Source organism: Hungatella effluvii (genome assembly GCF_003201875.1).
In the GTDB taxonomy this organism is placed as follows: domain Bacteria; phylum Bacillota; class Clostridia; order Lachnospirales; family Lachnospiraceae; genus Hungatella; species Hungatella effluvii.
The window spans coordinates 28,156-51,729 of record NZ_QJKD01000026.1 but is presented as its reverse complement, the minus strand read 5'-3'; the positions used below and the strand labels follow the sequence as shown (position 1 = coordinate 51,729).

Here is a 23,574-nt window from a genome sequence, read left to right as displayed (position 1 = left end):
TCAGCTCCTTTCCAAGTCCTGTGACTTGTTCTTTGTGGGTTTCTTCTTTGCCCGTTCCTTGTCGGCTTTAAGCTGCGCCCGGATAGAGGGCTTCTTTCCCGGCTCCGCTTCCTTTCCTTTCTCCCGGTCTGTCTTGATAGCGGCGGCAAGGTCGGTTAAGGAAATCTGCTCCCCGGCTTTTACCTTTGCTTCCAGTTCGTCCACGGTGGGCGTGTTGTTTATCTGCCCGTCAATCATGTCATAACTTTGTTCGGTGGTTTGCTCGGCGGTTTTTAAGTAGTTTTCCGGCTGCTCTGCGGCGACTGCAAACGCCTGTGTGCCGTTCCCCATGATGAAATGTTTCCCGTCCTCCGACTGGTGATGAAAGCCATATCCGGCGGCTTCCATTTGCTCCCGGCTCATGGAAGTTAAGCGGAAGCTGCCCCTCGGCGTTGTGACTTTCTCCCCGGTCAGATAGTTGTCGGGGGCAAGTTCTTTCTGCGGCTCCCGCAAAAACTCCGGCACTTGACGGAAGCCCGCTCCACTGTCTACATAGTGGGCGGTGTCCTGCCCGTTCTGATGAAGCACTATCACGTCGGAAATGGATAGGCTGTGTCCCTTAAAGTCTTTCGGGTGGTCGAGATTGAATTTTTCAAATATGCCCTCTAAGTTCATGTCCGGCGTAAGGGGTGCGGTATAGACAAGCTGATAATTTCCCTTGTCCACGGCAAGCCCCGCCGCCTGTAAGCGGTCGTAAGGCTCAAAGCGGAAGTCCCGCGTTTTGTCGCCGCCCGTTAGCTGATAAATGCCGTAGGTGTCATTTTTACCGTAGAACAGCAGGGCTTCTTTTGCCGCTTCGCTTTCATTTAGCCCCTGCCGCATTGCCCTGTATTCCGAAAGGGCGTTCCAGTCATCTTTCTCAACGCCGAAAATGCCGTTTTTTTCTGCATGGCTGTGAAGCTCCACGGCACTTTCAACGGCTGTTTCGCTTCCGTCCTCATACAGACAATAAACCTGCATATCCTCTTTTTCAAAAAGTTCCCATGCAGCAGCTTCCCGTAAGGGCAGCATACCAGTATAGGAATAACCGTATCCCTGCATTTCTTCCATGCTGATAGTCGGGTCTGGCATATCAAAAGCGTGGGCGGTCTGCTCCGGCTCCTGTGCTTTTGCATACAGTTCCTTGATTTGCCCCTGTGTCAGCTCTCCGGTTTCCAGTTTCCCCATTAGCTCACGGCATTTCTCCGGCGTACCCGTAAACAGTACGTCGCCCATTTTTGCCCTGCCGTTTTCCTGCGTCACATAGGCTTGCAGGAGATAACTGTTTTCCCGGCGGTCGCTGTACGGGTCTTTCCGTACCCGGTAAATGGTTTCGGGGGAAAAGGCGGGTTTCTCCGACGCGGCGGCGGTTTCCCGTATGGGCGTTTTCTGCTCCGGGGCGTTCTCCGGCGCGGGTACTTCCTGTCCGGCGGTCTGCTCCCTGTCCTGTGTCTTTTGAAGCTCGGCTAAATGCCCGTCCACGCTGCCTATAATCTCGGCGGCGGTGCGGCGGATTGTTTCAAGGGAATTTTTCAGTTCCGTAAGCTCCTTGCCGCTGCTCCACCCGGCGACGTACCCAAAGGAATAGTCCGACGTGTCAAGCCCGTAGTGCTGGCAGACGGTGTAGGCGATACTTTCCGCTTCGACTTCGCGTGTGCGGCGGTCGGGGCGGTTCGGCTGCTCGTCAAGAGGGATATTCAAGTCAATGCTGTGCAGCTTCGCATGGGCGATTTCATGTATCAAGGTTTTAAGGCTCTGCAACTGGCTTTCGCCCTCGTTCAGCGCAATGCGTTCTTCCTCCAAATGATAATATCCGTGTGCGCCGCCCACGATTTTCTCAAAGCCAACAGGAACAGGGGAAGTCTTTTCAAGGGCGGCGAAAAAGTCCCTGTATTTATCCACGTCGCCCGTCAGCGCGTCCACGGCAAGGTTGGGAAGCTCCCTGCCCTCGGTCTGCGACACGTCAAAGACAGATACCACCTTAAAGGCGGGGATTGTGACTTCCTTTTCCTCGGTGACGGGTTTCCCGTCCCTGCCGATAATGGGGCGCTGTGTTTTCGGGTCGATTTTCTCCATTTGCTTCTTTACCTTGAACGGCGACGGGGCAATGATTTTAATGCCCTTTTCATCTTTTTTAACGTGCCGCCCAATCGCTTTATCTTTCCATGCGTTATAGCCCATAACAAGCGTTGCGTCCGGCTTCTGCATGGCGATCAGCACGGTGTTGTTGAAACTGTAATTATGGAATTTTGACATGACGCTTAGATACTCTTTGTAACGGTCGCTTTCAAAGAGTTCTGAAATGCCCTGCTCCAAACGGTCGGTAATCTCTTTAAGTTTTTCGGCGGGTTTCTCCGCGTTCAGGATAATCGGGGTGACGGGCTTCGGCTCCGGCGGTTCGGCGGTCAGTGCCGCCTGTCCTGCGGGGGCGGCTTCAAGGTCTGCCTTTTCCGGGTCGGGTCGCTGTGGGGGCTGTGGGTAGCTCATAATGCGGTATTCCTCCGGCACGTCCCGCCCGCCGTACCATTCGGTAAAGGTGTTTTCATTTTGATAGATATAGCCCTGTCCGGTGAAAATCCCCTTGTCCCTGCTAACCGCGTCATGCCCGTATTCCTCATACTTGAAATACTTTTTTGCTTCCTCTGGCAGTTCCAGTTCGTCCAGTTCATCAATAAGGTAAACGCCGTAGTCTGCTTCACTGTGGACGGTGGGATATAACCAGTAGCAGTCAAGGTTCTGTGCAAGGTTGATTAAGTCTTTTAAGTTCCCGGCATACGCGCCGTGTGTAACCGCCGCCGTGAATTTCTCCCGGTCGCCGTCGCCCTGCATTTCCAAGAGCTTCCCTAAATAGTTCAGCTCGTCCACGCTTCCGCGCTGTATCACTTCAAGCGGCACATCAAAGGGGCAGTCCTCACTACTCGCAATCCCATTGATGAAAAAATCCTGCGGGTTGTCTGCGGTAACGCCGATGCTTTCCATAGCGTTGTGAAGCTGCCCCGCTGTGGCGGGCATGGGAAGCCACACGCCGCCCGGTTCGCCTGTTTCAAAGCGGGTACGGCTGTCAATCAATATTTCAAAGGGCTTGTTCATTTCCTCACGCTCCTTTCTCTGCCCGGTGTCCGGCTCCGCTGCCTGTTCTGCCGGGGTTGTTTCTGCCTGTCTGGTGTTCTGTCCGGGCTGCTCTGGTTCCTCGCCCTCCACGGTGTAGCCGGGGAGAAGTACCCCGTTCACCCGGAAATGCTGCGCGTACTCCGGCGGGATAGGCGGGGACAGCTCCGTAAACAAATGGCTGTATGCCTTAATGCGCCCGTTCAGATACTTTTCCATAGCTGCCTTGTCCGCAAAGACTTTTTTATCCTGCCCTGCGATTTTCGCCTGATTATATCCGTCCGGGCTGTTGGTGCGGACGCTCCAAGACAGGGTGTAAGAGTAAGGAATGGATTGCCCCGACGCTTTGTCGTACCGGGTATTTTCGGATATGCGGTAATCCATTTTGTAAACCATGTTGCTCCGTACATGGCGGTATTCGTCCGGCTGCTCCCACTGGTTCGCCGTATGCTCGGCGGCGGGTGTCCTCGCGTATTCAATCGCCTTGTCAAGAAACAGGGTCTTTCCTGCCTGTTCCTCCCATGCGGCGGCTTGCGCTTGCAGGTTTTCAAAAATTGCCTGTTCAGCCGCCGCGCTTTCCTCGCGCATTGCCTGTAACTGTTCCACGGTCAAGGCGGTAAATGTGGAAATATCCGTTTTTTTGGCTTCAAAGTATATCGTGCGTTCTATCCTCATGGTGTCGGCGGCTTCCAGTTTGTCGCGGTCGTATCTGGAATATGACATAGGTTTCATCACGTCCTTTCTTCAATCGTTTTGGTTCGGTTTTATAGAGGGTTTGGGAAACTTCCCAACAAGCAAAATCCCCGCATTTCCCAACGGGAAAGTACGGGGGTTTTACGGAAGTGTAGCCACACTTCCTATGCTTGCTGCGTAACTTATTTTTTCTTCGGTATCTCAATGCGGTAATTGACGTACTTCCCGCCTGTGTCGGCTAAAAGCACCGTCCCGTCGTAGGTTTTGCCCGTTTTCGGGGAATAGAGCTTCTTCACGTTCGCCTTGCCGCTTTTCAGCAGGGCGGCGGCAATCTTCGGGGTAAAGGCGGTTTTGCGTTCCTCGAAAAAGCGGTCGTTCTTCCACATGACAAAGGCGCAATCCCGGTTCCCGCAATAGTAGTTTTTCTTGCCCTCGTACACGTCGCCGCCGCAACGGGGACACTTGCCAAGTATGGGCTTTTCCTCCCGGAACAGGTCTTTCTTATCGTCCAGAACGGCAGAGTAGGTTTCCACAAGCACCCGCGTCATTTCTTCAATCCCCTGCATGAAGCCCTCCGGGTCGGCGGCTCCCTTTGCTATCTGCGTCAGGGCGTTTTCCCATTCGGCGGTAAGCTGCGGGGAAGTGAGCGTTTCCGGCAGGACGCATACAAGGTTGTTCCCGTCTTTGGTGGGAAGTAGCTGCTTTCCCCTGCGCTCGGCAAATCCGGCAGACACTAACTTTTCAATGACGGCGGCGCGGGTGGCGGGAGTGCCAAGCCCCCGGCGTTCCGCGTCCGGGTCGGTTTCCGCGTTCCCGGCTCGTTCCATAGCAGATAAAAGACTTGCTTCCGTGTGGGGCTTTGGCGGGGTGGTGTCATGCTCCGTCACCCTTGCGGCAGGGCGTTCAAAGGTCTGCCCCTCCGTAAAGGGCGGCAGGGTGTTTTCTCCGTCCCCGTCCTCCGGGTCTGGCTTTGCTTTCAGCGTTGCCCGGTAGCGTTGTTCAAGGTCTTTCCACCCGGCGCATAGTACCGTCTTTCCCCTTGCGGTAAACTCGGTATCGGCGCATGAAAAAACCGCCGTGACTGCTTCAAAGGTGTGCGGCTCGGCGGCGGCAAAGAGCAGACGCGCCCCGGCAAGGGTGAGGATATTCCTTTCACTTTCCGGCAGCGCGGAAAGGTCGATCTTTGCAAGCTCGGTGGTGGGTATGATTGCGTGGTGGTCTGATACCTTTTTGCTGTCAAGGGTGCGGGCGATCTCCGGGGTAAAGTCCGCGCCCGCCATGAACGGCAGCTTGCCGCAAAGCAGGGCGGCGGTATTCGTCGCCGTGTCGCCCATGTCGTCGGTGAGGAATTGGCTGTCTGTCCGGGGATAGGTCAGCAGCCGTTTTTCATACAGGGCTTGTGCAAGGTCAAGGGTCTGCTTCGCGGTGTAGCCATAAATTTTGTTGGCTTCCCGCTGCAAGCTCGTCAGGTCAAAGAGCTTCGGCGGGGCAACAGTCTTTTTCTCTTTTGCAACGGAAACGCATACCGCCTGTGCGCTTTCACAAGCCGCTTTGAGTGTTTCCGCTTCTTCGGCGGCAGGCAGCTTCCCGCTTGCCGCTTCCGCGCCGTCAAGGGCAAGGCGCACATGGTAGTATTTTTCTTTCTGGAATGAAGTGATTGCCGCGTCCCGGTCGGCAAGCATTTTCAGTGTGGGGGTCTGCACCCGCCCCACATTCAAGGTCTTGCCATACAGGACAGAGAAAAGCCGGGTTGCATTGATACCAATTATCCAGTCAGCCTTTGCCCTGCATAGCGCGGACGCAAAGAGCGCGTCATATTCGTTCCCGTCTTTGAGGGAAGCAAAGCCCTGTCTGATTGCGTCGTCCTCCATTGAGGAAATCCAAAGGCGGCGCATGGGCTTTTCGCACTTCGCCACTTCATAGACAAAGCGGAAAATCAGTTCTCCCTCGCGCCCTGCGTCGCAAGCGTTGACGACTTCGGAAACGTCGCCCCGGTGCATGAGGTCTTTTAGGATTTTGAATTGCTTGCCCTTGTCGGCGGCAACGGTGTACTGCCAGTCATGGGGCAGGATAGGTAAGGCTTCATAGCTCCACTTCTTGTACTGTTCCCCGTAAGCGTCAGCCTGTGCAAGCCCTATCAAATGCCCGACACACCATGATACAAGACAGCCGCCGCCCTCCATATATCCGTCTTTCTTTTCCTTTGCGCCCAACACGGCGGCGATACTCTGGGCGACGCTCGGTTTTTCTGCGATTACTAACTGCATAGAATTGTCCTCCTTTTATCGTTCCGGCTCTGTGTGTTTCGTTTCCTTTAGCTGTTTGATACAGTAGCCCACACAAGGGGCTTGCCCCTTGTAGGGACAGCCCTTGCAAGCCGGGGAATGGGGAACGGGCGGCGCACTGTCACGCCGCCCGTTCGGTCTTTGGGTCATCATTTTTTCATAAACGCTGTCGGTGAACCATGTCATAGGGTGTCCTCCGCTTCGTCCTCCTGTTCGCCGGGGCTTCCGTCGCTGTCGGCTTCCGGCTGCTCGTCCTCACCGTATTCGTCAAAGTCGAAATCTTCAAGGTCAGTGCCGCCCTTGACGCTCTGCTTCGGCTTTAGGATTTTGAAATAATAAAACGCCCCGCCGCCAAGTCCGGCAACGAGAAGCACCACAAGCAGCATACCCGCCGGGCTGCTTTTCTTTTCCGGTTGTTCTTCCTCCGGCTCCGGCTCGACGGGGGCGGCTTCCCTGCCTGTGCAGCCGCTTGTGTCGGTTTTGCAGAGAGGGCAGGAAAGGTTGACTTTCCCGGTTTCGCATTTGTCGGTACAGTTGCAGACAGCGGGCGGCGTTTCGGTCTTGCCGTCCCCGTCCTCCATGAGTGCCATAAGGTCGGCTTCGTCTACCTGATTTAAGAAATGGACGGTGTTTTCGCCCTCGGCGGCGCGGTCTACCAAGATATAAAAGTAGTTGCCGCTTTTGGTGGTGACGGTGATAAGCTGCTTGTTGCCGCCGTAATCGTCAACAAGGGTCGCGTTGCCCTCTGGCGTTAAAGGCGGCGTGTCCGGCTCTGCGGTGGTTTCGGGCGGGGTTTCCTCCGGGGTCTGCGCGTAGGCGGTGACGGAAAAGCCGCCCATGAGGATAAGGGCGGCGCAAAGTACGGTGAGCGTTCTAAAAATCTTCTTATTCTTCATCTTCGGTTTCCTCCTGTCCGTTGTGATCGGCGGGTACGGTGGCAATGCCGGGGATAGGCTCTTTCCCAAGCATGGCGGTAAGCTCCTGCGGGGACAGCCGCATGGAACGCACAAGCTGAACGATTTGCAGGTTTTCCGCTTCGGTTTTCTGCGCTTCAAGCCCTTTCAGCCTGTTCTGGTATTCGGTAATTTTCTCGCGGGTCTTTTGGATTTCCCGGTCGATACGGTCAATTTTCTTGTTTTCCATTCTGTGATACTCCTTTCAGTTTTCAATGCCTGTCAGTTCCAGTTCATCAGCCCGTAGCCCTTGATACAGGCATAGTCAAGGGAATAGCTCTTTACCTTGCAAGCGTCGCCGGAATTGCCCTCGACGGTGTAGACACGGCTCCCGTCTGTGCCTATGACAATCCCTACATGGTCTGCGCTTCCGTCTAAATCCCAGTCAAAAAAGATAGCGTCGCCGGGGGCTATGTTTGGATAGCTGCGGTCGCCCCATTGCCCGTGTGACTGGAACCACGGAATACCCTGCGACTGGCAGGCGGCAAAGCGGGGTTCGCTTTTCCCCATCTGGTTATAGCACCATGACACGAAACAGGCGCACCATTCCACGCGGCTGTTGAAGCCGTACCAGCTCCAATAGGGATAGCCGCCCACGTTGCCGACTTGCGCTTTCGCTATGTCTACAACGGCGGTATTGCCGGGGCGTGTGCCGTTTACAAAGTCCACGCCGCTTAAATCCTCCGACGGGGTTCCGTCTGGAGAGCCGCCGCCGAATATCAGCGGCTTGTTGCCGCTTGTTTCCAGATAGACACGGAACATTTCAAGCTGTTCCGGGGTAAGCAGCTCCGGCGCAAGGGACGATATGGGCTTATTTGTCAGCTTCACATTGAGAATGTAATACTCGTAAGGGACTTCCTCGGTGGTGGTGTTCCCGTCCTCGTCAGTGCTTGTTTCGGTGCGGTAGCGGATTTCCACGGTTTCCGTTATGGTAAGGGTGTACTGCTTATCAAAGACGCGGTTTAGTTCTGCCTGTGCGCTTTCCGGGGTGTAGGTCTGTAAAAGGGCGGTGAGGTAGGACGCTAATTCATGGGGGTTATGCCCGATTGCCGCAAGGTCATAGCGGTACTCGTCATAGCCGGGATAGTCGCGCTCGATATTGTCTATCCGGCTTTGCAGCTCGTTTTCTTTGGAAACATAGGCGTTTTCCACGGCTACAAGGTCGCTGTCCTCCGACGTGTAGGACGTTCCCAACACGCCGTTTAACGTGCCGGAAAACATAGAGGAACAAGAGGACAGCCCCGCAAATACCATGATGAATAAGAGCAACGCGGCAATGGCAATGATTACCCCCGCCGGGTGGCGGGCAACGAACGCTGCCGTCTGCCTTGTTTTTTCAGCGGTTTTCTTTGCCGTCCTGCGGACGTTCTCGGCTGCGCCGCGTATGCCCTTTGCGCCGCCCGCCCTTGCCGCCTTTGCATACTGCCGCTTGATTTGCTGCTTCTGCCATAGGCGGGAAACGGGGTTGCTTGCAAGCTGCGGGTTATTGGTAAGTGCCTTGTGGTACTGGAAATTGACGTTTGCATTTGCCGCCGCTTTTTCCGCTTTCGCCGCCGCCCGGTAGGGTTTCAGCTTGTGGCTGCGGTAGCCCTGTTTGATTTTGCGGGTCGTGTACTTCCCTAAACGCTCGGCGGCTTCCTCGGATTTGTGCGCCCCCTCCACGCCGGAATTATCCTTTTCGACGCTGTGGATTTTGTTGTGTACGAAAATGCCCGCTTCCTGCGCGGGGCGGGACAGCGGGTTTTTGGCGGGCTTTCCGGGCATGGGCTTTTCCTTTTCCTCAAAGTGAAGCCGGGTCTTGCCCCTGCCTGTGGCTTCGTCAAAGGTGCGTTCTGCGGCAAGGGTTTTCTTTTTGGGGATAGCCGCCTTTGCCGCGTCCAGACGGTCGGCGGCTTTGTCGAATTTCTTGATATACGTTTCAAGCTCCGGGGTGGCGCGTTCCTCGTCGGTGAATTGCAGACGGGACGACTTCGTTCGTGCGGTGGCTTCCTGCTGTGCTTTCCGCGCTGCTTTTTTTGCCGCCTTGCGGGTGTGCCGCCCGTCGATATGTTCAAAAACCTGTTCGGCGGTTCCCGTGTCCGGCTTCATGGCAAGCCCCGGCGCATGGGGCGGCGACGTGCCGGACGATAAGGGGTTAAGCTGCACCGCCGCGTCCTGTGCCGCTTGCTGCTCCGGGGTTTTCTGAAAGTCCGCGTCCTGTTCCCGGCGGCTGATACGCTCGGCGGTCTGCTGCGCTTCGTTGACTTCCACCAAGCCGTCGCGGGTCATTTTCTGCGTGATTTTATCGCGGGGTTTGTATTGCTTCAAAAGTTCACACCTCCTTGTGCGCCGCCGCACTTCTGCGGGTTATAACAGCACGCTTCCCGGTTGAAGCGCGGCGGCGGTATTTCTGTGTACTGTCTGCGCCCGGTGCGGACGGCAAAGGAAAGGTCTTTCTCCTTTGGATAGGTCATGTGTCGGTACTGCGGGTAGCTTTGCAGGATTTTCAAGGCTTCCTTTGTCAGCGGGTAGATGTAGCGGAACATTCGCCCGTTGATTTTCTCAATGCCTTTCATGCTGCAAAATTCATGGGTCAGCCAGTGCCGCTTTGCCACGCCGTCAAAGGCGGCGTTTTCCGCCAAAAGCTGCCCTGCGCTGCGGGGGTGTATCTTTTCCCCGGTTGCGGTATGGCGGTAAACGCTTGTGGTGAAGCTCCCAAGATAGCGGAAGTTCGCCGCCTGATAGACATAGCCGCATTTTCCCATTATGCCGTCCGCAAGGGTGTAAAGAAAAAGACAGCCCGTATGCTCCCGTAACCACCCGATAAGGGCAGAGAGGGCAAGGCTGCCGAAATACTGGTTGCCGTTCTCGGACGGCAGGAAGCACATTTTCCCGATTTCCAAGTAGTCAGCGGTCAAAAGGGTGTGGCGCGGGAAAATCTTTTTTATGGTCTGTAACGGCTGCGTCCCCCACCCAAGCGATACCACGCCGGAAAGCTCCCCGCCCCTGTAAAATCCCAAGTAGCAGCGGGTCAGACGGGGCAGCACCTTTGAATAGTGGTATGCCCGGATAAAGGAAACTGCCGTTTCCGGGTCAAGTTCCTTTACCGTAAGACGGGGGCTGCTGTTTGCTCCTTTCCGGCTGCTCATACGCCTGTTTCCTCCGGCTTTGTCGTCATTACCCTGTAAAGCTCCGTGTTGGTCGGGAAGCGGTCTACAAAGGGCAGCACCACGTTACCAAAGAAAATCAAGCCCTCGCCCGCTTCGGTGTGGGTGACATACTTCATCTGCTGCGGCGAAATGGAAAGCTGCTTCGCAAGGATAGCCCGGTCGCCGGCGGCTTGATTGAGCATTAACACAAAGTCGCTGTTTTCAAAGATGTTCTCCACCTCGCGGCTGCTCAATAAGTCTTTGACATTCTGCGTGATTGCTGTCGGAATACCGCCCCATTTACGAAAACGCTTCCAGATTTCCACGCTGTAAGCAGCGGTCTGTTCCTCTTTGAGCAGCAAGTGAAATTCGTCCATGTAGTAGCGGGTCGCCTTTTTCTCGGCGCGGTTGATTGTTACCCGGTTCCAAGTCTGGTCTTGCACGATAAGCATACCTAACTTTTTGAGCTGCTTCCCAAGCTGCTTAATGTCAAAGCAGACAAGGCGGTTTTCAAGCTCCACGTTGGTTCTATGATTAAAGACGTTCAGAGAGCCGGAAACATAAAGCTCCAACGCCGCCGCAATCCGCGCCGCTTCCGGCTCCGGCTGCTTCAACAGCTCGTCGTACAGGTCGCCCAATATCGGCATTTTCGCCGGGTCGGGGTCTGCCAAAAACAGGCGGTACACGTTCCTCACGGCGCGGTCAATGACGGTCTTTTCTACGGGCTGCAAGCCCTCCTTGCCGCCAATCACAAGCTCGCAAAGGGAAAGGATAAAATCGCTTTTCAGAGCAAGGGGGTTGTCGTCCTCGCTGTAATTGAGGTTTATGTCCATAGGGTTTACATACTGTGTGCTTGTGGGCGAAATGCGGATAACCTGTCCGTGTAGCCGCTGCACAAGGGGGTAATACTCGGCTTCCGGGTCACAAATGATAATGTCGTCGTCGGTAATGAGGAACGCATTTGTCATTTCCCGCTTTGCCGCAAAGGATTTACCGCTTCCGGGGGTTCCCAAGATAAGCCCGTTCGGGTTTTTGAGCTGCTTGCGGTCGCATAAAATCATGTTGTTGCTTAAAGCGTTCAGCCCGTAGTAGAGGGCTTCGCCCTGCTGAAAAAGCTCCTGCGTGATAAAAGGAATGAAAATTGCGGTGCTGCTCGTCGTCAAGCCCCTTTGAATGGGGATAAGGTTCTCACCGATAGGGACGCTTGACATAAGCCCCGCTTCCTGCTGATAGTCAAGGCGGGTCAGCGCACAATTATATTTCTGCGCGATACCTGCCGCCGCGAACACGTCATTTTCAAGTTTCTGCTTCGTGTCTGCCATGTTCACCACAAGGAACGTCAAGAGGAACATTCTTTCATTGCGGCTCTGTAAGTCCTGCAAGAGATTTTTTGCTTCTGCGCCGAACGTGGCAAGGTCAGAGGGGATAATATCCATGTCGTACCCGCTGCGGACGGCTTTTTTCTGTTCTTCAATCTTCATCTTGTCAAGGTCGGTTATCTTGCGCTTAATGGTCTTGATTGCTTCGGTCTGGTCGATACTCTTGATATGCAGATTGACAATCACGCCTGTTTCAAGGTCGAGAATGTCCGCAAGCATACGGTCGTTCAGCTCCGGCGCAAGTATCTGTAAGAACGATACCGCGCCGACTTTGCGCCCCATGCGGAACGTGCGCCCCTCGCCAAAGCGGAAAGAGGACGGGGCGATAAAGTCCTTTGTGGTAAGCCCGGACGGGGCAAGCCAAGCCCAATCAAACGTGAACGGTTCGCCCTCCGGGTGGAATACGCCGTGTAGGGTCTGCAAGCGGTCATAGCCCGTCATGGGGCGGGCAGACACGCCAAGCACTTTGAAATTGTTCAGTATGTCGGTTTCAATGCGGGCAAGCCGCGCCTTTGCCGCGTTCAGATTGTCGGCTTCGATAGAAAATGTGATGTATTTGTGCTTTTCAAGCCCGTTGTTGCCCTTTGCAAGCTGATTTTTCAGCATATCCGCGTATTCGGTGCGGATAGAGTTGAAAGCGTCGTCCTGCGGGGCAATGTCAATCGCCTTTTGCGCCTTGTCGTGCTGCGTCCCCTGATTGATGAAAGAGAGCTGCACCGACACGGAAGCGTCAAAGTAATTGAGGAAGTCGCACCAGTTTTCAAAGATAGCCGTTTTATCATCAGCCTGTGCAAGCTGATAGTTAATGTCGTCGTACTCCAAACACTTGCTGTATTTCTTTTCCGACACCTTGCAGATACCGTCCGGGTACATCTGCAAGTAGGGGATAGTCTGCTGCGCGGTGTGCGCCTTTCCGTCGCCCTTTGCTTTTTGGATAAGGGCGGTGATCTGTTTCTTTTCGGCGCGGGTCAGTTTGCGTTTAGCCTTTGCGGGGCTTGCTTCCTGCGCCGCGCCTTGTTTCTTTGTGTGCTGTGCCTTTGACAATCGCTGATACCTCCTTTTCAAGTTTTCGCTGCCGTTCGATAACGGCGTATAGGTTTTCTGTCTGGTAGGGGCGTTCCTTTGGTCGGGCAAACTTTGTCTGAATGATGTTTTTTACCACCACTTCAAGGGGCTGTCCGTGTTTCTCATACATGGCAATGAGGAAACAGGGCAGCATGACAAGTATCATCACGAACGCCGCAAGGCTCGTCCCTGCGCTGTCTTTGAGTAAAAAGAAAAGCGGCAGTCCGATAAGGAGAGCCGCGCTGAAACATATAAGCTGCCGTTTGGTAAGGTTTAATGCAACCTTTGTTTTGACTTTTGTTAAGTCTTTGGGTACGGGTACATACGCCATTGAATACCTCCTTTCGCTGTTGGCTGTTGATAGTTCCCCATAGGGTAATCAAGGGCAACGGTCAAGTGTGCCGTCTGCCCTGTCCATAGGGTGTTTAGGTGTTAGCGCGTCAAGGTCGGGTCGTATTTTGCCCTGCAAAATCTCCACCCTGCCCTTGACACGCGGCTAATGCGCGGAAAATACCGACTTTGCAAGCGCGCCGGATTTGAACAGGGAAAAGCAGAGGATAACGGTATAGGCTGCAAGGGAAAAAATCGCGCTGTGCAGATTGTCCGCTATTATCATGTCATTCACCAGTACCGCATAAATGCCGACGCATATCATAATCAGGAAGCCTTGAAAGCCGAGTGCTATTAAGCCTTTGAGGTAGTTGTTCCCAATCTGCCCCCACTCCCGGTTTGTCATAGTTGCGAACGGGATAGGGGAAACGGAACAGTACAGGTATATTTCTATCATTCTGCCGTACAGGATAACCGTTATCAGCACCGACATGATTTTCATGCAAAGGCTGACAAGGCTTGTTTCCATGACGAGCAGTAAAAGTTCGGGGATTTCCATTGCGTCAAGCCCCTGCTGCATGGCTTCAAGGGCGGCGGCAACGTCTATGTTCGTGTTGCCGCCGATTACCCCCGCCGCGCCCGATACGACGTGCTGCGCCATATCGAACACCGCCATTGTTATATCAAAGGTGTGGGTGACGAGGAATACCGCCACCCACGCCTTGAAAAACCACTTAAAGAACATGGACGTGTCAACGTCGTGCATATTGTTCTTTTCCGTTACCATGCTGATTAGCTCGTAGCATAGGACGTAGGTAATGACAAGCCCCGCAATGGGTACGATTACATTTTCGGAAAGGGTCTGTATCATGGAAAAGATATTACCATTCCACCCCTGCGGGGTCTGCCCTACCTGCCCTGCGATTGTGCCGACTTTCTCGTTTACGTCCCCGAACATAGTTGACAGATTACCGTTTATCGCTCCGATTAGGATTTCTTTTATCCATTCGTTAATCGCGTCAAGTATGCTCTGCATAGGCTGTTACCCGCGCTTATACAGTGAACAGGCCGGACAGCAGCGGTACAAGCACCATGCCGATAAGGGCAACCCCGCCCCCCGCCATGAGCTGTTTCATGCCCTGTGATTTAGCCCCCGGATTGTCGTTGCCGTAGCCCTCCAAAAGATTGATAACGCCCCAGATACCCAAGCCCGCGCCAAGCGCGATTACCAAAGTCTGCAAAACGCCGATTGCCGAAGTAAAAAATGCCATATAGTCCTCACTTTCTGCCGCTGTGCGGCTGTCAAATTGTTTGATTGTGTTTTGGGGTATGAAAAAAGCCGCCGTTTTCTTATCCGGCGGCTGTCCCCGCGCTGCGTCAAGTGCTGCGGCGCGGCGGTATTCAGTTGTATATGTGTAAATGCGGTGTGTGATAGCACTTTGCCGCCCTACCAAGTAGGGGCGCGTACCATGTAACCAATGTTTACAGCTTTGATTTCAAACCACCTCCTTTAAGGTTTTGCTTTTCTAATGACAGGCAGAAAAGGGGCTGTTTCCGTCGTAGCAGGCGTTGTGGGAATGTGGGTAACTGGCTGTCTTATGGAACTGTGGGAAACGCTGTTTGCAGGACGTGGGAAAGCTGTTCCTGCTTTTCCATGTGCTGTGAATGGCGTTTTCCATAGTGCAATAGCCTGTTATCCACATTTCCATGACGCAAGGTTTCTGTGACAAGCTCCCGGATAGTCCATGCAAGCTGCTGTTTCTCTTTTTTCTTTCTGATACGCTTATTCATTTTCGGTGTCCTCCTGCAACTCTGCCGTGTCGATTTCGTAGTAGTCAAATGTTTCGTCCGGCTTCACGATTGCGGGGCGGCGGCGCAAGTGCTTTTCCATGTCAAAGGCGTTCTTCTTGTCAAAGTCGGACAGGTACTTGTATTTCGGGTGCTTCGTTATGTCGTACTTGTCACTGAAAAAGGGGCGTACCCCTCTAAGCTGCATGATACATTTCCCGCCGTCCATGACCGCGATTTCGTCCTGCGTCATTAACTCCTTTCCCAATTTCTGATAGTTCAGCCCGTGGGAAACCTCCCGCCCCCGGTTCTCGCTTGTATTGAAGCTGTCTATCGTTTCTTTCCCCAAGATTTCCGATATTTCTTTGAGGGTGGTTTTCTCCTTGCCGCCCAAGAAAAGGGTCGTGTCGCAATTCCCTACTATGGTGTCGGCGTTGTCCTTGTAAATTGCTTTTAGCTGTGACTGTGATTGCAGAATGATACAGGCTGATATTTCCCGGCTCCGTATGGTGGCTATGAGCTTTTCAAACTTCGGTATCTGCCCGATATTGGCGAACTCGTCAAGCAGACAGCGCACATGGACGGGAAGCCGCCCGCCGTACACGTCGTCGGCTTTGTCGCATAACAGGTTGAAAAGCTGCGTGTAGAGGATTGAAACAACAAAGTTAAAGGTGTCGTCGGTGTCGCTGATAATGACAAACAGGGCGGTCTTTCGGTCGCCTATGGTGTCAAGCTCCATTTCGTCGTTTTCCATTAGCTCCCGCAATTCCCGAATGTCAAAAGGGGCTAACCTTGCGCCGCAACTGACAAGGATTGAGGAACGGGTCTTGCCCGCGCTTAACAGGAATTTTTTATACTGCTTCACGGCAAAGTGTTCCGGGTCTTTTTCCTCCAAGCGTTCAAACATGAGGTCAACAGGGCTTTGAAATTCCGGGTCGTCCTCGCGGGCTTCACTGGCGTTTATCATGTCAAGCAGGGTCGTGAAGTTCTTTTCTTCTTCCGGGGCTTCATACCAGATATAGCCGATTAGGGCGCAATAAAAGAGCCGTTCCGCTTTCACCCAAAAATCCTCGCCGGATTTCTCCCCGTCGCCTTTGGTGTTGGCGATTAGGGTATTGACGAGCTTCAAAATGTCCTTTTCGCTGCGGAGATAGGCAAAGGGGTTGTAGCGCATACTCTTTTTGAAATTGATGGTGTTCAGCACTTTTATCTTGTAGCCGCCCCGCTGTAAGAGCTTGCCGCACTCGACTAAAACCGTCCCTTTGGGGTCGGTCACTACATAGCTGCTGTGCATTTGCATGAGGTTAGGCTTCACGAAAAACCGGGTCTTGCCGCTGCCGGAACCGCCGATCACAAGGACGTTCTTGTTCCTCGCGTACTTTGGCAGCTTCGGGCGGCTGCTCATCATCAGCCGTTCGGTCTGCGTCAAGAGGATATTGTTTTCAAATACCGGGTCTACATAGGGGCGTATATCCTCGGCGTTTCCCCAACGGGCAGAACCGTACTCTACATTCTTGCGGTACTTCTTCGCGTTCTTGCCCTTGAAGTAGACAATCAGCCGGATAAGGACAGCCCCGGCAACGCCGACAAGCATATCCACGGGGTTAAGGCTCGGCGCGAATGAGGAAAAGGCAGCGGTGAAGCCCTCCCCAATGGACAAAACCTTTGCGGAAAAGTCCGCGCCCGGTGCAAGCCGCGCCGCCTGTGCCGCCTTGTCAAAGAGATAGACAAAGAGCAGATAGGGCAGATTGGGAAGTATCAGCTTTTTCAGATTGACGTTGCTCATAATTCGCGCCCCCTGTCCTTGTCCTTCACCTTTTCCCGGCTGGCGTTCAGCAGCTTTGCCTTTTCCTTAAAGGCGGCTAATGCCTTGCGGATTGAGGGCTTTTGCTCCTGCGTCAGCTTCTTTGCGGAAAACTCTTTAAAGGCGGCGGTCAGAACGTCCGCGTCCCTGCCTTTGAAAAACACAAGGTAACGGGGCGGGGTTTCCGTCGCGTCCTTTTTCAGCGCAAAATCAACGCCGTACTTCTTCGCCGTACTCTCAAAGGCTTTGATATTGCTGTCGGTGATTTCGATATTCGACACGCCCGCGTTCTGCTTCATAAGCTGCTTTAGGGTCTGCTTGCCGTGGGGCGTTGCCTGTTTGTCAAGCTGCTTTTTCGCCTGTGCAAGCAGCTTTTTCATGGCAGCTTGTAAGAGTGCCGCCGTCAGTTTGGTTGCCTTTATGGATATAGCAACGGTCTTTTCGTTTACTTCATCTTGCATTTACCGTCCTCCTTTCCCGGTATTGGTCTGCTTTAGGGTGGTACGCCGCTTTGCGGCATGAAAAAAAGACAGCCGCTTTTCTGGCTGTCCCAGTCTGTGCTGCGGCGCATGGGCTTACAGCCGCACCCGTAAGCCGTTCAAGTCCCCGGCGCGTACCCCCACAAGATACCATTCCTGTTCCATGTTCATTTCAATGCGGGTCGGCTTCCATTTGCCGCCAATCATCACGTCGAAACAGTCCCCGCAATGCAAGCCGCCGTAGTAATCGGCAAGGTCAAAGCGAATGTCGTAGCGGTCGGTGGTTTCGTCAAAAATCAAGGCTCCCTGTTTCATGGTCGTATCTCCTTTCAAACTTTTCCGCTTGCCATGTCGTGAGCGACAAGGGCGGTGTAATAGCTGTCAATGGTGGTCGGGGCGTTAAAGAGTACCGCCCGTAAATACTGCTTGATGTTGCGGATTTTGGTGGTGTTCTCCCGCATACAGTCAAACACAAATTGAATGTGTGAGCTGTTCAGCTTCATAAACTTTGCTTTCACAAGCTCGGCGGGGTAGTCGTCCCCGGCAATACGGATTGTCTTTCTTGCGGTGCATACCGTTTCAAGCATGAGGTCTACAATCTCATTCAGGCGGTCGCTGTCAATGCTGCTGTCCTGCAAGAGAAAGTCATACTCGATATTGTCCTTGATGATTTCCTCATAGATTTTGTATGCGTCGTTCTTTCCCGTTCCTTTCCATTCCGGCGGCTCTGCCGCGTCCTGTCCCAAAGGTGAGGGGGCAGGGGAAAGGATAGGAATGGAATGGGTACTTGATAAATCCGTAGTTGATAAATCTGTTTTGGGTAAGTCAGTTCTTTGTATCTCTTTATTTAATTGCATTGGATTTTCCGTCGTCGGTTTATCCGTTGTCGGATTTTCCAATACCGGGTTAGCCGCTGTTGGATTTTCCAATATCGGACAATCCAATTCCGGCGGGGGCTGCGGCTGCTCGTATATGGTGTACTCGATAGCGGTCATTTTGCCTTTGTCGTCGCGTCCCTGCCGCCTTGTGATATATCCGGCTTTTTCAAGCTCCCATATGGCGGTACGGATAGCGTCTATGCTTTCCCGGTTGATGTAGGACAGCCCCGCAAGGGTATAGTCCCAATCCTCCGGCAAGGACAGCATTTGCGACAACAAGCCCTTTGCCTTTAGCGTCAGCTCCTTGTTGCGTAGGTGGTGGTTGCTCATTACGGTATAGCCCTTGTTTCGCTCCACGCGGAAAACTGCCATAGCTTCATCACTCCTTTGCTGTGGGGTTGTCACGCGGTAGAATGGCGTTTTTGAGGGATTAGGTATATTTCCCTTGCCCGGTCAAAACTGCGCCCGCAAAGCCCCATGATACAAGGCTTCCTTTGCCCCTACTGCGTGACATGAGGGCATAAAAAAAGCGGCGTTCCTGTTTTCCCGTGTGGGAATAGGTAACGCCGCCTGTCTGGTGGTGTGTTGTGCTTCTCTATTTGATTGTTGATGTGCCACGCCATTTCCAAACGGCGGTATGGGGTCTATCTTCAAAAGGATTTCGGCGGCATATCAAAGCTAACTCCGTAAGTAGTAAATTGGTAGTAAAATCAGCCTACAATCCTTTGAAAACGCCCGTAAATCAAGGGCTTTCCGAGATAATCATTGAATTTTTAGAAAATAAGTTATCTTTGAGGGCTGCCTGATTGACCGTAAGGATAATACTAAGCTTCTTATTATTCTGAACCGGATTTAATTTCTTGATATACCGCACTTTAATCTCCCCATCCTCTTCCAGAAAAAACAGGGGATCGGTATTTATAAAATTCCGGGATTCCAGCTCACTCAGTGGGAATTTCGTGCGGTTTGTTATCACGATTCCACGGTCATAATCCACTATGCTTATCTCGTCGACAATGCTGTAGTTGGAACAAATCTCCTTCAGGCTCCCAATAATATTCATCATTTTAAGTGAAGAGTAATACTGATTGGAATCTGCCAGAATTAGCCGGATGACATCGTCATCCGCCACTGCCGCATCCGCCACTTCATTGAGCTGCCGGATTTTATCATCCAGAATATCTCTTCTGCCATCGATTATCTTCTGGTTAAAATCTGTTATATTATTTAAAATGAATTTAGAACTGTATTTTGTACAGGTAAAGGAAAGCACGCTGATGAAGCATATCATCAGTGCGATATTGATGATATACATCTTATAAAATGTTTTACTTTTTGGTCTCAGCTTCAGCATGCTTTTTCATTCCCCCGTTTTTTAAAAAACTGTAATCCCGCTTCTCACCCTCATCAATGCTTCTATAAAGAAGTAATCCCCATAGATAATCGGCACATTGATATGTCTCCGGTCAGGATAAGAAACCGTCCCCTTCATCAGAATTCCCTGCTCCCTGTCTGAAAAATCAGTATACTCCTCATACAGACCCTTTAAAATTATCAGTGCATTATCACGATACCTCTTCTTTTCCGCCTCGTTTTCAAGCAGGTCCGAGAGAAGCAGCATTCCGCTGGCTGCGCACGCCGCGGCGGAGGAATCTTTTGCACCGCGTTCCTCACCACAGGCACAGTAGTCCCAGCACGGTACCTTGTCCTCTCCCATAAGCTGTACGACCTTATCTGCGGTTCTTTTGGCTGTCTCTGCATACATCTCGAGCCCTGTTTCCCGGTATCCTGCCGCAAAGCCGTACAGAGCCCACGACTGACCTCTCGCCCACACGGAGTCCGGCGTTTTCCCCTGACCTGCCAGATTTTCAATCTTTGCACCGCTTTCAGGATCGAAAGATACAATATGAGGAAACGTGCAGTCCTGCCGCATGAAATGTTTCAGGACCGTGTCCGAGTGTCTGACCGCTATATTTTTAAATCTCGCGTCACCAGTCTCATTTGAAGCCCAATAAAGTAACGGTAGATTCATCAAACAGTCGATAATCGCCCATCCCTGAGAATCCGGTTTAATACTGTCGTTCCATGCCCGTATAAAATTTCCCGCGGGATTAAAACGACCTGCCAGAAGGCTGGCGGCTTTCAATCCCCTTAACCGTGACTGGAGATTTCCGTCCGCTTTATAGTGCATTACCGCGGTTGGCAGCCACATGAAACCTACATCGTGGTGAAGATTTTCAAATTCCTCCATCACCTGATCCAATCGTTTCTCCAGCTTACCTGCCAGGCCAACAGATTTCTCATCCCCCGTATTTAGATAGCGGAGCCACAAAATCCCCGGCCAGAAACCAGCGGTCCAGAAACCGGGCTCCTCATGATTATAAACTCCCCCAATTGAAACGTGTGGAAAATGCTCTCCGATCAGTTCAATATTCTTCTCTACTTTCTCCATGCACTGAAGAAGCGCCTGGTCAAACCACTCCATTCCCAACTCTCCTCTCTTCTGCTTTTTCCCATTGGAAATAATCGCCGCGTGCCTGATGATACGATTTGCACATTTCATGCAGCCGTTTTGTCTCTTTCCTGTAAATAGGATCGCCGGCCAGATTCTTCCTCTCGCACGGATCTTCATCCAGACGGTAATACTCCTCCTGTCCATATTCGTCGAACACGTATTTTTTTGTTTCCGTAATCACCGCCCTGCGGATAAAACCGTAGCCGTAGGTGCCGGAATACTGTGAGAACACCGCATGCCGGTCTATGCTTCGCCCTGGCTTTAAAAATTCATACAGCGAGATCCCCTCCAGTCCGCTGCACTGCACACCGGCTATCTGACATACGGTGGGAACAATATCCAGGTGAGAGACCAGTTCTTTTATGGTTCCGCTCCCCTGTCCCGGCAAATGCAGAATAAGTGGAATATGAATACACTCCTCGTACATCTCCATTTTCTGATACATCCGGTGCTGTCCTAAATTATCCCCGTGGTCAGCGGTAAAGATGACAGCTGTCTCTTCCTTTACCCCCATCTCCTCTATTTTTTCCATAAGTTTTCCTATCACATCGTCGGCCAGCGAGGTCAGCCCTAAGTAAGCGGCCCATACCCGCTTCCAGTGCTCCTCAGGCACCCCTTCCGCCAGCTGTGCGGCGGGGCCGAGCCGTCTCGACTGAGGTTCTCTCCACGCAGGAACCCCGATATGATCCGGAAGGACCAGTTCATCGGGATTATACATCTCCGAATACGGTTTGGGAACCTTAAGCGGCGGATGAGGCGCCCACAAATAGACAAACAGTGCAAACGGCCGTTCTTCCTCCGCCTGTTCCAGGAACTGAACAGCCTGCTTCAGAAAACAAATATCTTTAAATTCCTCTGTCGGATAGGCCCATTCACTGACACGGACACCGCTGTAGCCTTGTGTTCCCATAATATCATCACATTTTTCCTGTACATATGTAATATCTTCCCTGTCTTTTAAAATCAGACCTTTTTCTTTTGCCTCCTGCTCGTATTCCCGGTCGCTGTAAAAACAGTCATACCCCCGGTCCTTTAACGGCGGCAGTACTTTAATGTGATCAACTCCAATATGTCCCACCCTATAACCGTTCTGTTTTAAAATATCATGGATCGTAGCCATGGGTTTCGCAGTTCGGTCTTCCCAGTCGTTGTATACGACACCGCTGGCCGTCGGATATACTCCGGAAGCCAGAGCGGTTCTTGCCGGTACACAGAGCGGACATGTCGTATAGGCCCTTTCACAGCTGATCCCCGAGCGGGCCATTTTATTTAGATTCGGAGTCACCTCACGCCCTGACTGTATCATGTCAATTGTATCATAACGCTGATGATCCGTCATAAGAAATAACAGGTTTTTCCTCTGTGTACTCATCCTTTCACCGCCCCCAGCATCACTCCCTGTGTAAAATGCTTCTGCAAAAACGGATAGACACAGATTATTGGAAGTACCGTAATTACAATTGCAGCCATTTTGAAATTTTCCGGATTCATAAACAGTGTTTCTCCACCGCTCAAGTCGGCAGAAACCATCTGTATAATGTTTCGCAGCACAACCTGAAGCGGCCAGCGGCTGTCCGTATTGATGTAGATTGTAGCCTCCAGAAAACCATTCCAATGCTGTACCGCGTAAAAAAGCGAAATAGTAGCCAGCGCCGCCTTTGACAGAGGAAGTACGATCCTGGTCAGGATCCGCAGTTCCCCGCATCCGTCAATTCTGGCGGCTTCAATCAGCGACTGGGGTATGCCTTTAAAAAACTTACACAGGATCAGAAGATTATACACATTTACCAGTGATACAAACACCAGAGACCATAGAGAATCGATTAATCCAAGCTGCTTAACGACGAGGTACGTCGGAATCATCCCTCCTCCGAAAAGCATTGGGAAGATAATAAAGGCATGAACGTATTTCTTCCCTGGAAATTCCTCCTGGGAGAGCGGGTAGGCCAGCAGGATTGAAAAAGCCATATCCAGCCCGGTTCCTACGACCGCTAAAAACACGGTGTTTCTGAAGCCAGTCAGCAGCGTACTCTTCTGCAGCGCAAATTTATAGGTTTCAAAGGACAGCCCATTGGGAATTAAGTATAAATCAGATAAGGAGGTGCGGGAGGGATCACTGACTGAATACATAACCACATACCAAAATGGATACAGCATCACCAATCCTAAAATTACAAAGAATGTGTAGTTAAAAACAGAAAACTTTGATACTCTTTTCTTTCTCAAAAGATCCCCTCCCCTCCAACTTTTTTGCTGAATTTATCCGCGCATGTGACCATAATAAATGCGACAACTGATTTAAACATATCCACGGTCGATGAAAAACTGTATTTTCCGCGTCCCAGCCCCTCACGGTACACGTATGTATCAAAAATATCAATGCACTCTCTCGTAACGGAATTCTGCAGAACCAGAATCTGTTCAAATCCCGCGTTCATAATCTTTCCGATCCGCAGAATAAGCATTAAGATAATTACCCCGGATATTGCCGGTATTGTGATATAAATCATCTGTTTCAGACGGTTGGCTCCATCAATCTTTGCGGCTTCGTATAAGCTTCCATCCACCTGGGTCAATGCGGCCAAAAAGATGATTGTACTCCAGCCGCACTCTTTCCAGACATCGGAAAGAATGACAACGCCAAAAATGGTATTCTTCTGAGCCATAATGTTCACCGGATCAAGGCCAAAGGTTCTGAAAAACGTTCCTGCAAGTCCAAATACCGGAGAAAACAGGTTTAACATGATTCCGCCGATAACAACCCACGACAGGAAATGCGGCAGATACAGAAGCGTTTGTATAATCTTCTTAAATCTTAAGCTTCTCATCTCATTCAACATAATTGCCAGAAGAATCGGAATTGGAAATCCAACGATAATCTTGACAAAACTTATTTTTAAAGTATTCGATAACACATTCCAGAAATCATCTGAAAAAAACAGCTTTTTAAAATTTTCCGAGCCCACCCAGTCACTGGCCCAGATGCCTTTAAAGATATCGTAATCTTTAAAGGCAATCACAAGACCAAACATTGGCAGGTACCGGAATATGATAAAATATAATATCCCTGGAAGCATCATGAAGTAAAAGCAGATATAGCACTTTCTTTTAGCGACCGTTCTGTGTCCCGCCATCGTAAATTCCTCCAATC

21 protein-coding genes are annotated in these 23,574 nt (G+C 51.9%); all 21 read right to left on the bottom strand.

All coding sequences use genetic code 11. The features are described 5' to 3' along the window. Positions 1 to 3,861, bottom strand: coding sequence for a YodL domain-containing protein (locus DFR60_RS28265; RefSeq protein WP_432764133.1), 3,861 nt, complete (start codon positions 3,859 to 3,861; stop codon positions 1 to 3). A 140-nt stretch (positions 3,862 to 4,001) separates the two neighbouring features. Then, positions 4,002 to 6,086 carry a DNA topoisomerase 3 gene (locus DFR60_RS28260; RefSeq protein WP_110326373.1) on the bottom strand — a complete coding sequence of 695 codons (2,085 nt, stop codon included), beginning with the start codon at positions 6,084 to 6,086 and terminating at the stop codon, positions 4,002 to 4,004. Between the two features lie 15 nt (positions 6,087 to 6,101). Beyond that, a complete protein-coding gene (locus DFR60_RS31065; protein ID WP_054345481.1) occupies positions 6,102 to 6,290 on the bottom strand; it encodes a hypothetical protein in 189 nt (62 codons plus the stop codon). Continuing rightward, entirely contained in the window at positions 6,287 to 7,000 is a 714-nt protein-coding gene (locus tag DFR60_RS28250) for a DUF4366 domain-containing protein (protein WP_110326371.1), read from the bottom strand. Before DFR60_RS28250 ends, DFR60_RS31065 begins: the two co-directional genes overlap by 4 nt. Then, the gene (locus DFR60_RS28245; protein WP_110326368.1) at positions 6,990 to 7,247 is read right to left on the bottom strand and encodes a DUF4315 family protein; all 258 of its coding nucleotides are present in this window, start codon (positions 7,245 to 7,247) and stop codon (positions 6,990 to 6,992) included. The genes DFR60_RS28250 and DFR60_RS28245 overlap by 11 nt, the downstream gene beginning before the upstream one ends. Before the next feature lie 32 nt (positions 7,248 to 7,279). Further along, the gene (locus DFR60_RS28240; RefSeq protein ID WP_110326417.1) at positions 7,280 to 9,325 is read right to left on the bottom strand and encodes a C40 family peptidase; all 2,046 of its coding nucleotides are present in this window, start codon (positions 9,323 to 9,325) and stop codon (positions 7,280 to 7,282) included. A 35-nt stretch (positions 9,326 to 9,360) separates the two neighbouring features. After that, positions 9,361 to 10,185 carry a Mom family adenine methylcarbamoylation protein gene (locus tag DFR60_RS28235; RefSeq protein WP_110326366.1) on the bottom strand — a complete coding sequence of 275 codons (825 nt, stop codon included), beginning with the start codon at positions 10,183 to 10,185 and terminating at the stop codon, positions 9,361 to 9,363. Continuing rightward, complete coding sequence (locus DFR60_RS28230) at positions 10,182 to 12,536, bottom strand: VirB4-like conjugal transfer ATPase, CD1110 family (protein WP_110326415.1); 2,355 nt, start codon at positions 12,534 to 12,536, stop codon at positions 10,182 to 10,184. Before DFR60_RS28230 ends, DFR60_RS28235 begins: the two co-directional genes overlap by 4 nt. Positions 12,537 to 12,543: 7 nt before the next feature. Then, positions 12,544 to 12,960, bottom strand: a complete 417-nt coding sequence (locus DFR60_RS28225) for a PrgI family protein (protein ID WP_110326364.1) — start codon at positions 12,958 to 12,960, stop codon at positions 12,544 to 12,546. A gap of 165 nt (positions 12,961 to 13,125) precedes the next feature. Next, complete coding sequence (locus DFR60_RS28220) at positions 13,126 to 13,995, bottom strand: VirB6/TrbL-like conjugal transfer protein, CD1112 family (RefSeq protein ID WP_110326362.1); 870 nt, start codon at positions 13,993 to 13,995, stop codon at positions 13,126 to 13,128. 16 nt (positions 13,996 to 14,011) lie between these two features. Then, the gene (locus DFR60_RS28215; RefSeq protein ID WP_110326360.1) at positions 14,012 to 14,230 is read right to left on the bottom strand and encodes a Maff2 family mobile element protein; all 219 of its coding nucleotides are present in this window, start codon (positions 14,228 to 14,230) and stop codon (positions 14,012 to 14,014) included. A gap of 325 nt (positions 14,231 to 14,555) precedes the next feature. Then, positions 14,556 to 14,750: a hypothetical protein gene (locus DFR60_RS28210; protein ID WP_110326358.1), complete on the bottom strand. Its 195-nt coding sequence runs from the start codon at positions 14,748 to 14,750 to the stop codon at positions 14,556 to 14,558. Further along, positions 14,743 to 16,533, bottom strand: a complete 1,791-nt coding sequence (locus tag DFR60_RS28205) for a VirD4-like conjugal transfer protein, CD1115 family (RefSeq protein WP_110326356.1) — start codon at positions 16,531 to 16,533, stop codon at positions 14,743 to 14,745. The genes DFR60_RS28210 and DFR60_RS28205 overlap by 8 nt, the downstream gene beginning before the upstream one ends. After that, positions 16,530 to 17,012: a PcfB family protein gene (locus DFR60_RS28200; protein ID WP_110326354.1), complete on the bottom strand. Its 483-nt coding sequence runs from the start codon at positions 17,010 to 17,012 to the stop codon at positions 16,530 to 16,532. The genes DFR60_RS28205 and DFR60_RS28200 overlap by 4 nt, the downstream gene beginning before the upstream one ends. A 114-nt stretch (positions 17,013 to 17,126) precedes the next feature. Beyond that, positions 17,127 to 17,345: a DUF5348 domain-containing protein gene (locus DFR60_RS28195; RefSeq protein ID WP_110326352.1), complete on the bottom strand. Its 219-nt coding sequence runs from the start codon at positions 17,343 to 17,345 to the stop codon at positions 17,127 to 17,129. Positions 17,346 to 17,359: 14 nt separating this feature from the next. Then, positions 17,360 to 18,280 carry a DUF6017 domain-containing protein gene (locus tag DFR60_RS28190; RefSeq protein WP_110326350.1) on the bottom strand — a complete coding sequence of 307 codons (921 nt, stop codon included), beginning with the start codon at positions 18,278 to 18,280 and terminating at the stop codon, positions 17,360 to 17,362. A gap of 370 nt (positions 18,281 to 18,650) precedes the next feature. Then, positions 18,651 to 19,262: a hypothetical protein gene (locus tag DFR60_RS28185; RefSeq protein WP_110326348.1), complete on the bottom strand. Its 612-nt coding sequence runs from the start codon at positions 19,260 to 19,262 to the stop codon at positions 18,651 to 18,653. 21 nt (positions 19,263 to 19,283) lie between these two features. Beyond that, a complete protein-coding gene (locus DFR60_RS28180; RefSeq protein ID WP_110326346.1) occupies positions 19,284 to 20,393 on the bottom strand; it encodes a glycoside hydrolase family 88 protein in 1,110 nt (369 codons plus the stop codon). Further along, positions 20,380 to 21,795 carry a sulfatase-like hydrolase/transferase gene (locus tag DFR60_RS28175; RefSeq protein WP_110326344.1) on the bottom strand — a complete coding sequence of 472 codons (1,416 nt, stop codon included), beginning with the start codon at positions 21,793 to 21,795 and terminating at the stop codon, positions 20,380 to 20,382. The genes DFR60_RS28180 and DFR60_RS28175 overlap by 14 nt, the downstream gene beginning before the upstream one ends. After that, entirely contained in the window at positions 21,792 to 22,649 is an 858-nt protein-coding gene (locus tag DFR60_RS28170; protein ID WP_110326342.1) for a carbohydrate ABC transporter permease, read from the bottom strand. Before DFR60_RS28170 ends, DFR60_RS28175 begins: the two co-directional genes overlap by 4 nt. Continuing rightward, the gene (locus DFR60_RS28165) at positions 22,646 to 23,557 is read right to left on the bottom strand and encodes an ABC transporter permease (RefSeq protein ID WP_243005205.1); all 912 of its coding nucleotides are present in this window, start codon (positions 23,555 to 23,557) and stop codon (positions 22,646 to 22,648) included. The genes DFR60_RS28170 and DFR60_RS28165 overlap by 4 nt, the downstream gene beginning before the upstream one ends. Positions 23,558 to 23,574: the final 17 nt, after the last annotated feature.

Bases quoted from the DNA above. Each gene is read 5' to 3' on its own strand.
- DFR60_RS28220 (WP_110326362.1), bottom strand. From the start codon at position 13,995: ATGCAGAGCATACTTGACGCGATTAACGAATGGATAAAAGAAATCCTA.
- DFR60_RS28215 (WP_110326360.1), bottom strand. From the start codon at position 14,230: ATGGCATTTTTTACTTCGGCAATCGGCGTTTTGCAGACTTTGGTAATC.
- DFR60_RS28245 (WP_110326368.1), bottom strand. From the start codon at position 7,247: ATGGAAAACAAGAAAATTGACCGTATCGACCGGGAAATCCAAAAGACC.
- DFR60_RS28175 (WP_110326344.1), bottom strand. From the start codon at position 21,795: ATGAGTACACAGAGGAAAAACCTGTTATTTCTTATGACGGATCATCAG.
- DFR60_RS28240 (WP_110326417.1), bottom strand. From the start codon at position 9,325: ATGACCCGCGACGGCTTGGTGGAAGTCAACGAAGCGCAGCAGACCGCC.
- DFR60_RS28200 (WP_110326354.1), bottom strand. From the start codon at position 17,012: ATGCAAGATGAAGTAAACGAAAAGACCGTTGCTATATCCATAAAGGCA.
- DFR60_RS28180 (WP_110326346.1), bottom strand. From the start codon at position 20,393: ATGGAGTGGTTTGACCAGGCGCTTCTTCAGTGCATGGAGAAAGTAGAG.
- DFR60_RS28260 (WP_110326373.1), bottom strand. From the start codon at position 6,086: ATGCAGTTAGTAATCGCAGAAAAACCGAGCGTCGCCCAGAGTATCGCC.
- DFR60_RS28205 (WP_110326356.1), bottom strand. From the start codon at position 16,533: ATGAGCAACGTCAATCTGAAAAAGCTGATACTTCCCAATCTGCCCTAT.
- DFR60_RS28235 (WP_110326366.1), bottom strand. From the start codon at position 10,185: ATGAGCAGCCGGAAAGGAGCAAACAGCAGCCCCCGTCTTACGGTAAAG.
- DFR60_RS28225 (WP_110326364.1), bottom strand. From the start codon at position 12,960: ATGGCGTATGTACCCGTACCCAAAGACTTAACAAAAGTCAAAACAAAG.
- DFR60_RS28210 (WP_110326358.1), bottom strand. From the start codon at position 14,750: ATGAATAAGCGTATCAGAAAGAAAAAAGAGAAACAGCAGCTTGCATGG.
- DFR60_RS28185 (WP_110326348.1), bottom strand. From the start codon at position 19,262: ATGCTGAAGCTGAGACCAAAAAGTAAAACATTTTATAAGATGTATATC.
- DFR60_RS28190 (WP_110326350.1), bottom strand. From the start codon at position 18,280: ATGGCAGTTTTCCGCGTGGAGCGAAACAAGGGCTATACCGTAATGAGC.
- DFR60_RS28165 (WP_243005205.1), bottom strand. From the start codon at position 23,557: ATGGCGGGACACAGAACGGTCGCTAAAAGAAAGTGCTATATCTGCTTT.
- DFR60_RS28250 (WP_110326371.1), bottom strand. From the start codon at position 7,000: ATGAAGAATAAGAAGATTTTTAGAACGCTCACCGTACTTTGCGCCGCC.
- DFR60_RS28195 (WP_110326352.1), bottom strand. From the start codon at position 17,345: ATGAAACAGGGAGCCTTGATTTTTGACGAAACCACCGACCGCTACGAC.
- DFR60_RS31065 (WP_054345481.1), bottom strand. From the start codon at position 6,290: ATGACATGGTTCACCGACAGCGTTTATGAAAAAATGATGACCCAAAGA.